This is a genomic window from Mycobacterium sp. URHD0025 (assembly GCF_000426065.1).
Lineage (GTDB): Bacteria > Actinomycetota > Actinomycetes > Mycobacteriales > Mycobacteriaceae > Mycobacterium.
Genome location: NZ_AUEQ01000001.1, coordinates 591,584 through 604,529 on the forward strand (window position 1 = coordinate 591,584; position 12,946 = coordinate 604,529).

Sequence of the window (12,946 nt, forward strand, 5' to 3'; positions counted from 1 at the left end):
GTCCCTCCCCTGTGGTGGAGGCGTCTATATGACCGCTTGAGCCTGGTCAATCGCCCTGTTTCGGTGAACCTGGTTGAGGAACAAGCCGATTGCGGTCGCCATCGCCCCGGTTCTGGCGCCGTCGGTCATGTCGAAGGCGTGGCCGGCACCGGGCAATTCGATGTAACTGACCACGGCGCGTGACACGGCTTTGAGCTTGTCGACGAAACCGCGTGCCTGCGCCACCGGGATGACACTGTCGCCGGTGCCGTGGATGACGAGAAACGGCGGGGCATCGGGATGGATCTGGGCGATCGGCGAGGCCTTCCGGAAGATTTCCGGATGGCGATCGATCTTGCGGCCCACCACGATCCGTTCCAGGAAGTCGACGAACCGGACCCGCTCCTCGGTCGACCGGTCCTCCCAGTCGTAACGCCCGTAGATGCCCACCACGGCATCGACCGAGGTGTCGGCCCCGTCCGGAAGGTTGCCCTGCAGATCGGGATCGTTCGGGGTGAGCCCGGCCAGTGCGGCCAGGTGACCACCGGCCGAGCAGCCCGCCACGGCGACGAAGTTGCGGTCGCCGCCGAACTTGTCGACATTGGCCCGCGCCCAGGCGATTGCCGCCTTGACGTCGGTGACGTGCCGCGGCCAGCGATGGTGCGGGGCCACGCGATAGTCGATCGACAGACACACCCAGCCCTGTTGGGCCAGATGCGACAACAGTGCGTAGCCCTGCAGGATCCGGCCGCCGTGCACCCAGGCGCCGCCCGGTACGAACAGCAGCACCGGCGCGGGTTCGGCCGGCAGATGCTTGGGCCGCCACACATCGAGCAACTGGGCGGGGTCGTCGCCGTAGCGCACCGAGGTCCGATACACGTCGCGCCGGTACTCCAGGCTGTGCCACAACGGCGGCACGCTGTCCGGGTGCGGCCAGTCGATGGCCAGGTCAGCGGGCGAGACGACCCCCCGCAGTGCCTCCTGGACGATGGCGTTGGTTTGCTCCCGCTCCGTCTTGCGCAGCTCGCCGTTGTCCGGCGCGAGCCAGGACTTCGCCGACGAGGTGACGAATCCGGGCAAGTGGCGGAATCCCCACACACTCATGGCGGTAAGAGCGCCGAGCGGTTCCAGGCGCTTGCCCACCATTGGCAGCGAAGCCGCCGCCACGCTCAGTGCCAGCATATGGTCGGCGGGAGTGGCATGTAGCAACCATCGCGCTCGATCAGCGAGCGTCGGTGCGGGGTACCGGTTATCCGGTCGTGCCGTCATTGCGCGAGCGTACCCCGCAGCGGATTGGCGGACGGGACAACTTCGCCGAGTTGTTCACCCGGCGTCAAAATGTGACCTGCATCACGTCGACGCGGCCGCGGGATCCCCGTTAGCTTCGCTAACCATGACTAAGTCTGCGCTGGCCATCACCGAAGAGCACCAGGACCTCGCCGATGCGGCGCTCGGGCAGTTCAACCGGCTCGGCAGCCGCGCAGCTGCCCGCGCCACACTTGAGAATCCGAGCACCCACCCCGTCGAGATCTGGTCCGCCGGCGCCGAACTTGGGTGGAACGGACTGGCCATCTCCGAGGAGTACGGCGGTTCCGGGTTCGGTCTGCCTGAACTTGCGGTCGTCGCCGAGGTGGCCGGCCGCGAACTGTCCCCCGGCCCGTTCCTGCCGACCGTGTCGGCCTCGGTGGTCATCGACCGCTACGCCCCGGATGGTGTTCGCGCCGAACTACTTCCTGGCCTGGCCGACGGCACCACCGTGGCAGCGCTCGGGCTCGCCGGCTCGGTGAGCATCGGTGCTGACGGTCTGGTCGGCGGACAGGTCCGCGCCGTGCTGGGCGCACCCGACGCACAGGTGCTCGTGCTGGCGGCCGGGGACGACGTCGTCATCGTGGATGCCACAGCAGACGGGATCACCGTCACCGCACAAGATTCCCTCGACACGACACGCAGCATCGGCGCGGTGGACCTACGCGGGGTGGCCGTCGACGAGAACCGGATCCTGCGCGGTGTCGCGCGGGCCGCCCGCACGGTGTTCCGGATCCTCGGCTCCGCGGAAGCGGTAGGAGTGTCATGGGCCGCACTCGACATGGCCGTCGAGTACGCGAAGGTACGCGAGCAGTTCGGCCGCACCATCGGCACATTCCAGGCCGTCAAACACCACGCGGCCAACATGCTCGTCGACGCCGAACAGACGACCGCCGCGGTGTGGGACGCCGCCCGTGCCGAAGACCTCGAGGGCGCCTGGTTCGCCGCCGCGGTGGCCGCGTCTCACGCGATCCGTGCGGTGATCTTCAACGCCGAGAACAACATTCAATTGCACGGTGGCATCGGTTTCACCTGGGAGCACGACGCACACCTCTACCTGCGCCGCGCCCGAACCCTGGCCGCGGTGCTCGGTGACGGTGCCGATCCCCTGATCGACGTCGTCGACGGGCAACGCAGCGGGCAGGCACACGGGGCCTCCTTCGCACTACCCGAAGAGGCCGAGCGTTACCGGAAGGACGCGCGCGACGCCGCGGAAGCTGTCCGCGCGCTGCCCGAGGACAAGCGCCGCGACTACCTGGTGGACTCGGGCTACCTGGTGCCGCACTGGCCGAAGCCGTACGGCCGCGCCGCTGATGTGTTGGAGCAGTTGGTGATCGAGGAAGAATTTGGTCCGGCGGGCAGGAGCGAAGCCACCGGGGAATCGGCACAGATCGAGCGGGCGGACATGGGCATCACCGGCTGGGTGACCCTCACCATCGCACAAGCCGGCACCGAAGATCAGCGGCAGCGCTGGGTGGAGCCGGTGCTGCGCGGCCAGGTCATGTGGTGCCAGCTGTTCTCTGAACCGGGCGCGGGTTCGGATGCCGCGGCGGTGCGCACCGCGGCCAAGAAGGTCGACGGCGGTTGGCGGGTCACCGGTCAGAAGGTGTGGACCAGCCTGGCTCAGCACTGTCAGTGGGGCCTGGCCACCGTGCGCACCGACCCCGACGCGCCCAAGCACGCCGGCGTGACCATGATGGCGATCGACATGAAAGCCCCTGGGGTGACGGTGAATCCGCTACGCGGCCTGACCGGCGACGCGCACTTCAACGAGGTGTTCTTCGATGACGTGTTTGTCCCCGACGCCGATGTGGTGGGCGACGTGAACAAAGGCTGGCTGGTGGCGCGCGCCACCCTGGGCAACGAGCGCATCTCGATCGGCGGCGGTTCCGCGGCACCGACCGGTTTCGACGCCGACGAGCTGGTGTCCCTGATCGATGCCGATCCCGACGGGGCCCGCTACGTGCGCCGCGCCGGCGAGGTGATCGCCGTCGGACACACGCTGCGCCTGCTGAATCTGCGCCGGGTCAGCCGCGCCATCGCCGGCGCCGAGCCGGGCCCCGAGGGCAACGTCACCAAGCTGCTGGTGGCTGAGCACTCCCAGCATCTGACCGAGCTGGGCATGGACCTCGTGGGCTCGGCCGCAGTCACCGGCCAGACGCCGAAGCTGACCCGGGCTTATCTCGGCAACCGCGCCATGACCATCGCCGGCGGGACATCCGAGATCACCCGCAACACCATCGCCGAGCGCATCCTGGGCCTGCCCCGCGACCCGCTGCTGAAGTAGCCGCCGGCCTACACCGTCGGCACGGTGCCGCCGTCGACCACCACCTCGGCGCCCACGATGGAGGATGCGGCGTCGGACACCAGGAACGCGACCACCTCGGCGACTTCGGCAGGCTGGGCCGGCCGCCCCAGCGGGATGCCGCCGAGCGCGGACATCACCGATTCGAGCGCGTCCGCGCGGGAGGTCTCGGCGGCTGCGGCGATGCGATCGATCAACGCCTCGGCTGCCGTGGTCTGGATGAAACCCGGGGATACGGTGTTGACCCGAATGCCCTTGGGCGCCATCTCATTCGCCAGGCCCTTGCTGTAGGCCCGCAGCCCCGCCTTGGCCGCCGCGTACCCCAGGGTGGCGTCGTACAGCGGCATCCGACTCTGAATCGACCCGATGTGCACCACCGCGCCCGAACCCGCTTCGATCATCATGGGCAGCAGCGCCCGGTCGAGCCGCACCGCCGCCAACAGGTTCAGGCTGAGCTCATCGGCCCAATCCTGATCGCTGAGCGCCGCGAATCCTCCGGATGGCGCCGCGGAGCCGCCCGCCGTGTGCACCAAGATCTGGGCACCGCCATTCCGGCGGACATGAGACGCCAGATCGGCGACATCGGTCACCGAGGTCAGGTCCGCGGCGACGAAATCGTCTGCTGCCACGGAACCTTCACCGCGGTGACGCGCCACTGCCGTCACGTGTGCACCGGCATCCCGCAGCCGAGCGACAATCGCGGCGCCCGCGCCCTTGGTGCCACCGGTCACCACCGCGCGCCGCCCTTCGAGCCCGCTCACGCGTCGGCCCGAAAGACCGGCCAGCACAATGTGGTGGACCACTCCGTGGAATCGTCTGTGTCCCAAGCGAATCTCTCGTAGTACTCACGCAGCGGGCCCTCCACACTGATTTCGTGGCGGTTCGCGTACTCGCCGAGAGCGCTGTAGGCCAGGTCGACATCGTCATGCGGCCCGCGGTGACGCATGACCGCGAGCTCGGCCGCCGGAATGACGACGTCCCGCACGCGCCCAGCCGGCCGCACACCGCGTTCGACAGGAATGAACACCGTTGCGGTGCCGTGATCGTGGGCGAAGATGTCGAAGTCGAACAGCGCCGCGGGCGCCCCGGCGGCCCCCGAGTTCGCATTTGCGGCGACCGTTGCCCGCAGTTCGCCCATAGCGCCATGCCACCAGGGCAACAGATCGTCACGGTCCACGGTCGCGGTGATCGCGGCGGCGGAGGTCGCCGCGATGCTGATGTGCTCGATAGCCGCAGCTGCTGAATTCCCCGCGGGACGCTCGAGGATCGCACGCAGGGATTCGACGGCGCTGCGGGTCTCGGCGAGTTGGTCCTCCAACCGTTGCAGATGACCGCTGATCAGCCTGTTGCGGTCGGCTGGGGCGGACGTCAGCACCGCTCGTACATCGGCGATGGGCATTCCCAGCTGACGAAGCCGGCGCACCACCTGGGCCGTCGGCACCTGGTCGGCGACGTAGTACCGGTACCCGGTGCTCGAATCGATACGGTCAGGCTCGAGCAGGCCGACCTCGTGATAGTGCCGCAGCGTCTTGACCGACAGCTGCGTCATTCGGGAGAAATCTCCGATGGACAGATCGAGCGTCATGAGGTCAGTGTGAAGGCTCCCCCAAGGGGAGACTCAAGGTTCGATGTCGGCCTTGACCCTCCGCTCACCGACGGGTCGACGCTGTCAGCATGTCCATTGAACAGATGTGTGAAATACCCGCCGCGGCGCGCCGCTACGTCGACGCTGTCAATTCCCTCGATGTCGAAGCGGTCCTGGCCGCTCTCACTCCTGACGCGCTGGTCCACGACAACCAGCGCGAGTTCACCACTCCAGACGCCATCCGCACCTGGGTGCGCGACGAGATCGTCGGTGATCGAGTCACCATGCAGGTCATCGAGGTGGTGGAGCGGTCCGGGGTAACGGTGCTGCGAGCCCGTTATGACGGCGACTACGACAAGACGAATCTGCCCGAGGAGTTGATCCTCACCAACTACATCGTGACCCGCGACGACTTGATCGCCGCGTTGTTCATCGTGTTCAACAAGTCCTGACGCGGCCTTTTTCCACACCGCCGAGATCACCGGGTAGAACTGTGGGGGTGACGACCGCCACCCCCACCGGCTTCCACCCGGATCTCGAACGCATCGCCCGCTTCATCCCGCGCCAACTGGTGAGCAGGCGGACGTTGCCGCTGCTCCAGCGGCTGACGATGTTGCAGAACCGGCAGACACCCGCTGACGTCGAGGTACTGACCTTGAGCTCCGGCGTCGGAGTGCGGTTGTTCCGGCCGACCGGTGTCACCGAGCCGACGCCGGCCCTGTTGTGGATCCACGGCGGCGGCTACGTGCTGGGCAGCCCCGCGCAGGACGACGCCCTGTGCCGGCGCTTCGCCAGGGAACTGGGCGCCACGGTGGCCGCGGTCAAGTACCGGCTGGCACCGCAGAATCCCTACCCGGCCGGGCTGGAGGACTGCTACGACGCGGTGAAATGGCTGGCGGCACTTCCCGCGGTCGATTCGTCGCGGGTCGCGGTGGCCGGCGCCAGCGCGGGCGGTGGGTTGGCCGCCGCGCTTGCCCTGCTTGCGCGCGATCGCGGCGAGGTTTCCCTGGCCGCGCAGATTCTGGTCTACCCGATGCTCGACGACCGGTCGGTGGGCCCGGAGTTGGAGAATCCCGGCCACCGGCTGTGGACGCAGGGCAGCAACAAGTTCGGCTGGTCGGCTTACCTCGGCGGAGCCGATCCGGCCGTCGCGGTACCGGGCCGACGTCTTGATCTTGCCGGGCTGCCGCCGGCCTGGATCGGTGTCGGGACGCTGGACCTGTTCCACGACGAGGACATGGCCTACGCCGAGCGGCTACGCGACGCCGGCGTCGAATGCCAGGTGGAAGAGGTGTACGGGGCGTTCCACGGGTTCGATCAGATCGCGGCGAAAACACCTGTGGCCCAAGCCTTCATGGCCAGTCAGTGCGCGAGTTTACGGGTGGCGTTCGCCTGATTCGCGCTGCTGCCGCAGGTACCGGCAGGCCTGTCCCAGCAGACAACGGTCGGCGGCCGACAAGGCCCTGATCCTGGGCACGTGACCGGCGACGGTCCTGGCGAACCTGACACGCAACTGCTCGGCGGTCATACCGAATTCGAGCCAGACGTCGTCCTCGCGTGGACCCCCGTAGGGAGCCCACGCGAGGACGAACTTCAGCAGCACACGCTCGAAGGTGTCCATCTACCGGCCTGGTCGGTGATCGGTCGCCGATGGCTTCGATCTCGAGCGGTTTCAGTCTCGAACAACGTTGTCCTCGAACACGATCCGGCCGATCAAGTCGTAGCGGCGCGGATCGCGCAGCTTGAAGTAGATGGCCATACCGGCGCCCAGGATGAAGATTCCCACCACGATCCACGGCGTCAGCTTGAACAGCAAGCTGCCGGATGCGGTGCCCGCCGCCGCGTCTTTGTGCTCCCACAGCAGGTACACCACGTAGAGCATGCCGATTCCGCCCAGACCCGGGGCGACCAGCGTCTTGAACCAATGCTTGGACACCGGATGGTTCTTGCGGATGTGGAAGTAGCTGATCACCGAGAAGGCGCACAGCGACTGCACGATCAGGATCGCCATGGTGCCCAGGATCGCCAGCAGCGTGTACATGTGCACATAGGGATCCATCCCGGCGAACAGGAAGGCCAGGATGATCACCAGAGTGATCGCACTCTGCACGAACGAGGCGATGTGTGGCGAGCCGTGCGTCGGATGTGTTGCGCCGATGGTCTTCTGCAGGCCTTTCGACAGCCCTTCACGCCCCAGGGCGTACAGGTAGCGCGAAGCACAGTTGTGGAACGCCATGCCGCAGGCGAACGATCCGGTGACCAGCAAGATGTTGAACACCGTGATCGCCCACTCGCCGTAGGTGCTGCGCACCGGGCCGAAGAAGATCTCCGATGACGTGGCGGAATCCTGCGCGAGTTCCACAGCCTGCTGCGGGCCCGTTCCGGCGATCGCCATCCAGGACACGAACACGTAGAACGCGCCGACGCCAAGCACACTCAGCATGGTGGCGCGGGGGATGATCTTCTTCGGGTTACGCGACTCCTCGCCGTACATCGCGGTCGATTCGAAACCCACCCACGACCAGAACGCGAAGAACAGACCCAATCCCGCACTGGCACCGGCGATTCCGGCGGCGGGGGAAAACGCGCCGATGGGATTGATGGTCTCGGCGACCGCGAAGCCCTGCGGCCCGCCGCCCTTGACCAGCACCGCCAGCGCACCGAGCGCAAGCATGACGATCTCGGTCACCAAGAACACTCCGAGGACCTTGGCGGTCAGGTTGACGTCGAAGTAGGTGAGCACCGCGTTGACCGTCAGCATCAGCAGCGCCGGAATTATCCAGTGGATGTGCATGCCGAGCTGCGATTGCATCAAGTTCTGGAAGAAGAACGAGAAGATACCGATCAGGGAGGCCTCGAACACCACATAGGCCATGGTGATCAGACCGCCGCTGGCCATCCCGACGACGCGGCCGAGGCCGTGGGAGATGTAGCCGTAGAAGGCTCCGGTGGTGGTGATGTGCTTGGCCATGGTCGCGTAGCCGACGGCGAAAAGGCCGAGGACGACGGTCGCCACGATGTAGCCGGCCGGTGCGTGCGAACCATTTCCGAAGCCGACGGCAATCGGCACGTTGCCGACCATTGCCGTGATCGGAGCGGCGGTCGCCACCGCCATGAATATGACGCCGACGGTGCCGACGGCGTTGCGTTTCAGTCGTTGGACGTCTTGAGCTGCGTCTTCACTCCCAGCGACAGCTTGATCGGTCATCTAGGGGGTACCTTCCAGGTAACAATGGGACACCCGATGTGGCCTGTGCCACAGTTGGGACCTACGTATATTGGCACTACCAAAATCGGTTGGCAAGCACTTCTTTCAACCATTGACATAAATGGTTGCGACCGTTTACGGTGAGGCCCATCACAGCTACCGCATAGCTGAAGAGGGAGCCGCATGTACGACTACGGCACGTTCGCGTTCGATTCCAAAGCCCAAGTGCTGGAGCGAGCCAAGACGTTCTGGAATCCAGACAAGACGCAGTTCTGGACGGACTCGGGTGTCGATCTGGTGATCGACCGCCGCGAGGGTTATTTCTTGTGGGACATGGGCGGACGCCGCCTGATCGACATGCACCTCAACGGGGGCACCTACAACCTGGGTCATCGCAATCCCGAAGTGATGCAGGCGATTACCGAAGGTATGGAACACTTCGACGTCGGTAACCACCACTTCCCGTCGGTGGCCCGCACGGCACTGGCGCAGCGGCTGGTCGAGACCGCGCCGGCGTCGATCAAAAAGGTCGCGTTCGGCTCCGGCGGCGGCGAGGCGATCGACATCGCGCTCAAGAGTGCCCGTCACGCCACCCAACGCCGCAAGATCGTCTCGATCGTCAAGGCCTACCACGGCCACACCGGTCTGGCGGTCGCCACGGGCGACGACCGGTTCGCCAAGTTCTTCCTGGCCGACCAGCCCGACGAGTTCCTCCAGGTGCCGTTCAACGACATCGAGGCCATGGAGCGGGTGCTGGCCTCAGGCGATATCGCCGCGGTGATCATGGAGACCATCCCGGCGACGTACGGATTCCCGCTCCCCGCACCGGGTTACCTCGAAGCGGTCAAGGCCGCGACCGAGAAGCACGGCACGCTCTACATCGCCGACGAGGTGCAGACCGGGCTGATGCGCACCGGTGAACTGTGGGCCATCACCAAGCACGGCATCGAGCCCGACATCCTCGTCACCGGCAAGGGCCTGTCCGGCGGCATGTATCCGATCACCGCGGCCCTGTTGGGCGACCGCGCCGCCCAATGGCTCGACCAGGACGGATTCGGTCACATCTCGACATTCGGTGGTGCCGAGCTCGGATGCGTCGCCGCCATCAAGACCTTGGAGATCTGCACACGACCCGAAGTGCGCTCGATGGTGCACTACATCTCCGACCTCTTCGAACACGGGCTGCAACGCATCCAAGCCGACCATCCGGACTGGTTCGTCGGGATCCGGCAGAACGGCGTGGTGATCGGCCTGGAGTTCGATCACCCCGAGGGTGCCAAGTTCATCATGCGTGAGCTCTACGAGAACGGCGTGTGGGCGATCTTCTCGACACTGGATCCCCGTGTGCTGCAGTTCAAACCAGGCCTGTTGCTCTCGCGTGAGCTGTGCGAGGACGTCCTGGACCGCCTCGCCGTCGCCGTCGGCCGAGCTTGCGAGGCCGCGAGAGGGCCCCGAGGCCGGTCGAACCCGAAGGGACGTAAAGCATCATGACCAGTACCGCACAGGCCGGCCACATGCTGGAACGCGCCCGTTGGGCCGCGGCGGCGTACGCCGATTACGACGCGACGGCGGTGAACAACATCGTCAACGCCGCAGCCGACGCCGCCTACACCGCGGCTGAACGGTTCGCCGCCGAAGCGGTCGCCGAGACCGGGATGGGTGTGGTGGCCGACAAGGTCACCAAGAACCGGGCGTGCTCGCGCGGCATCGTCGACTACTACGCTCGGGGCGAGTTCGCAGGAGACTATGTGTCGCCCCGGGTCGACGAGGCGCGCAAGATCGTCGAACTCCCGCGGCCCGCCGGGGTGGTGCTGGCACTGACGCCGACCACCAATCCCGTTGCCACGGTGTACTTCAAGGTGATCCTGGCACTGATGACGCGCAACGCCGTCGTCGTCGCCCCGCATCCCCGAGCCAGGCAGTGCTCGGCCGATGCGGCCCGCGTGCTCGCCGAGGCCGCGGTGGCGGCAGGCGCGCCAGACGGCATCGTCCAGGTGGTCGACGAACCGTCCATCCCTCTGGTGCAGGCACTGATGGCCGACGAGCGCACCGATGTCATCGTGGCGACCGGGGGCACCGGTGTCGTGCGGGCGGCGTATTCGTCGGGCAACCCCGCACTGGGCGTCGGTCCGGGCAACGTCCCGGTTCTCGTCGAGGCCAGCGCCGACATCAATGCCGCGGCCAAGCGCATCGTGGACAGCAAGGCCTTCGACAATTCGGTGCTGTGCACCAACGAATCCGTCCTGATCGCCGAAGATGTGATCGCCGGCAAGCTCGGCGGTGCGCTGACCCGCGCCGGCGCGCACATCCTCGACGAGGACGGCGCACGGCGGCTGCGCGCCTACATGTTCGCCGACGGGCATCTCAATACCGACGTGGTGGGCCGTGACGCCGCGTGGATCGCCGGGCAGGCGGGCCTGCGGGTCACCCCCAAGACCCGAGTGCTGATCGCGCCGTTCAACGACGTGATCAGCGAGGAGATGCTGGCCCACGAGAAGTTGTCCCCGGTGCTCGGCATGACGACCGCCGCGGACGCCGCACGCGGAATCCGAGCGGCCCGGGCAGTGGTGAGGATCGGCGGCGCCGGCCATTCGGCCGCCATCCACAGCGAAAACCCATCGGTGATCACCGATTTCGCGGCTCAGGTACCGGTACTGCGCGTGTCGGTCAACGTCGGCAACAGCACCGGCAGCTCCGGACTGGACACCAACCTGGCACCGTCGATGACGATCGGTACCGGGTTCGTCGGACGCAGCTCCATCGGTGAGAACCTGCAGCCGCAGAACCTGATCAACTGGGCCCGCATCGCCTACAACAGCGATTCCGGCGTGCCCATGGCCAACTTCGCGGGCATCAGCCCGTGGCACTCGCCGACGGGACCGGTGCCGGAGTATCCACGCGCCTCCAATGACCGTCACGGTGCGCCATCCCACATGAGAACGGCACCTCGCCGGGCCACCCCGAACCATTCGACCGACCTGGGCCTGGACGCACTGCGTGCCGAGTTGCGCGCGCTGGTGGCCGAAGAACTCGCACAACTGATCAAGAGGTAGGGCTGTGGCTGAACTTCGTTCTTTCATCTTCATCGACCGGCTGCAACCGCAGACCATGTCGTACCTGGGCACCTGGATCAAGGGCGCTCTACCCCGGGCCGGCCAGGCCGCCCAGATCATCGAGGTGGCCCCGGGCCTGGACATCGAGGGCGTCACCGACGTGGCGCTCAAGCATGCCGAGGTCAAGGCCGGAATCCTGGTGGTAGAGCGCCAATTCGGTTACCTGGAATTCCACGGCGAGACCGGTGCGGTCAAGGCCGCCGCCGACGCGGCACTGGATGAGCTGGGTGGCGACACCGGAAGTGCGGTGCAGCCGAATGTGCTGGCCTCCCGCATCATCTCCAGCATCGACCACCAGCACGCATTCCTGATCAACCGCAACAAGATCGGGTCCATGGTGCTGGCAGGCGAATCCCTGTTCGTGCTCGAGGTCGCCCCCGCGTCCTATGCGATCCTGGCGACCAACGAGGCCGAGAAGGCCGCGGACATCAAGGTGGTCGACTTCAGGATGATCGGCGCCACCGGCCGCGTGTACCTGTCCGGAACCGAAGCCGATGTTCGTACGGCGGCCGAGGCGGCGCGTGATGCGCTGGCGAGGGCCACGGCGTGAACGGCCAGCGAGAAGCGAAGGCGGATCGCGCATGAGCATAAGTCGTGACGAGCTACGCGCCCTCGTGCGCGAGGTGGTTCGGGAGGCGGTCCGGGACGCCCGGGCCGCCGCCAAGACCCCGGGGCCGGTGGCCGTCCCCCCACCACCGGCCCCGGCTCCGCCGACGCGAGCCGGATTGTCGGCTCCGCCGACGCGAGCCGGATTGTCGGCTCCGCCGACGGCAGCCGAGCAGTTCGGTGTGGAACCCACCGGACCCCGTGCCGTCGACGACAAGAAGCGCACCGAGGCCGTGCAATTGGCCAACGACCGAGACCTCGACAATTTCGTCCGGAAGCTGTTGCGGCTCTTCGAAAGCCCGAAGACCCGTGCGGACCTCAAAGCCGGCCGGCTCAGCTTCCGTCTGGCAGGACCGGCCCGATCGACCGGCAGCGGAGCCGTCCATCGCATCGAAACCGGTGCGGTAACCGAACGCCACATCGCCGACATGGCCGGAGGCACGCTCGTGCTCGGCCGCAAGGCGGTGCTGACCCCGCTGGCCCGCGAGAAGGCCCGGACCTTGGGCATCACGATTGAGAAGGAGCGCAAATGATCGCCCCAGCGACGAAGGAGCGCACATGATTTCAGCGGTTGTCACCGGCAACGTGTGGTCGACCCGTCGGATCGACGGCATCCCCGCCGGAGCATTCCTCGAGGTCGAGGTCGACGGCAGCGGATCGAAGCTGATCGCCTTCGACGTCCTCGGCAGCGGCGTGGGCGAACGGGTCCTCGTCGCCCAGGGCTCGGTCGCCTCGGGCTGGTTCACCGGCACCCCGCCTCCGGTCGACGCACTCATCATCGGGTCCATCGATACGAGCACAGACACCAACCCAACCGGCAATTCCAACAAATAAGGAGAAAGACC

The 12,946-nt window shown here is 66.7% G+C and carries 13 protein-coding genes; 8 read left to right on the forward strand and 5 right to left on the reverse strand.

Going from position 1 to position 12,946, the window contains the following annotated elements:
- Positions 1-24: 24 nt before the first annotated feature.
- Complete coding sequence (locus H977_RS0102830) at positions 25-1,248, reverse strand: alpha/beta hydrolase (RefSeq protein WP_029106431.1); 1,224 nt, start codon at positions 1,246-1,248, stop codon at positions 25-27.
- Between the two features lie 124 nt (positions 1,249-1,372).
- Here H977_RS0102830 and H977_RS0102835 point away from each other — a divergent pair, with 124 nt between their 5' ends.
- The gene (locus H977_RS0102835; protein ID WP_029106432.1) at positions 1,373-3,571 is read left to right on the forward strand and encodes an acyl-CoA dehydrogenase family protein; all 2,199 of its coding nucleotides are present in this window, start codon (positions 1,373-1,375) and stop codon (positions 3,569-3,571) included.
- Between the two features lie 8 nt (positions 3,572-3,579).
- Here H977_RS0102835 and H977_RS0102840 read toward each other — a convergent pair whose 3' ends face one another.
- Together H977_RS0102840 and H977_RS0102845 are read right to left on the reverse strand one after the other, a co-directional pair.
- Entirely contained in the window at positions 3,580-4,350 is a 771-nt protein-coding gene (locus tag H977_RS0102840; RefSeq protein WP_231395852.1) for an SDR family oxidoreductase, read from the reverse strand.
- A complete protein-coding gene (locus H977_RS0102845; RefSeq protein WP_029106434.1) occupies positions 4,347-5,174 on the reverse strand; it encodes a MerR family transcriptional regulator in 828 nt (275 codons plus the stop codon). Before H977_RS0102845 ends, H977_RS0102840 begins: the two co-directional genes overlap by 4 nt.
- Before the next feature lie 89 nt (positions 5,175-5,263).
- Here H977_RS0102845 and H977_RS0102850 point away from each other — a divergent pair, with 89 nt between their 5' ends.
- Together H977_RS0102850 and H977_RS0102855 are read left to right on the forward strand one after the other, a co-directional pair.
- Positions 5,264-5,626, forward strand: a complete 363-nt coding sequence (locus tag H977_RS0102850; protein WP_196808154.1) for a nuclear transport factor 2 family protein — start codon at positions 5,264-5,266, stop codon at positions 5,624-5,626.
- Between the two features lie 47 nt (positions 5,627-5,673).
- Entirely contained in the window at positions 5,674-6,570 is an 897-nt protein-coding gene (locus tag H977_RS0102855) for an alpha/beta hydrolase (RefSeq protein WP_029106436.1), read from the forward strand.
- On the opposite strand, the gene H977_RS0102860 is transcribed toward H977_RS0102855, so the two are convergent.
- Positions 6,550-6,795, reverse strand: coding sequence for a hypothetical protein (locus H977_RS0102860; RefSeq protein WP_029106437.1), 246 nt, complete (start codon positions 6,793-6,795; stop codon positions 6,550-6,552). The two genes, H977_RS0102855 and H977_RS0102860, sit on opposite strands and share 21 nt — an antisense overlap.
- A 51-nt stretch (positions 6,796-6,846) precedes the next feature.
- Positions 6,847-8,382 carry an APC family permease gene (locus H977_RS0102865; RefSeq protein ID WP_029106438.1) on the reverse strand — a complete coding sequence of 512 codons (1,536 nt, stop codon included), beginning with the start codon at positions 8,380-8,382 and terminating at the stop codon, positions 6,847-6,849.
- A gap of 183 nt (positions 8,383-8,565) precedes the next feature.
- Here H977_RS0102865 and H977_RS0102870 point away from each other — a divergent pair, with 183 nt between their 5' ends.
- From H977_RS0102870 to H977_RS0102890, 5 genes are read left to right on the forward strand one after another with little or no spacing between them, the layout of a single operon-like run.
- A complete protein-coding gene (locus tag H977_RS0102870; protein WP_029106439.1) occupies positions 8,566-9,873 on the forward strand; it encodes a class-III pyridoxal-phosphate-dependent aminotransferase in 1,308 nt (435 codons plus the stop codon).
- Positions 9,870-11,435: an aldehyde dehydrogenase family protein gene (locus tag H977_RS0102875; protein WP_029106440.1), complete on the forward strand. Its 1,566-nt coding sequence runs from the start codon at positions 9,870-9,872 to the stop codon at positions 11,433-11,435. The genes H977_RS0102870 and H977_RS0102875 overlap by 4 nt, the downstream gene beginning before the upstream one ends.
- A gap of 4 nt (positions 11,436-11,439) precedes the next feature.
- Positions 11,440-12,045, forward strand: a complete 606-nt coding sequence (locus H977_RS0102880; protein WP_029106441.1) for a BMC domain-containing protein — start codon at positions 11,440-11,442, stop codon at positions 12,043-12,045.
- Positions 12,046-12,076: 31 nt separating this feature from the next.
- Positions 12,077-12,634, forward strand: a complete 558-nt coding sequence (locus tag H977_RS0102885) for a hypothetical protein (RefSeq protein WP_029106442.1) — start codon at positions 12,077-12,079, stop codon at positions 12,632-12,634.
- A 25-nt stretch (positions 12,635-12,659) separates the two neighbouring features.
- Entirely contained in the window at positions 12,660-12,935 is a 276-nt protein-coding gene (locus H977_RS0102890) for a EutN/CcmL family microcompartment protein (RefSeq protein ID WP_029106443.1), read from the forward strand.
- Positions 12,936-12,946: the final 11 nt, after the last annotated feature.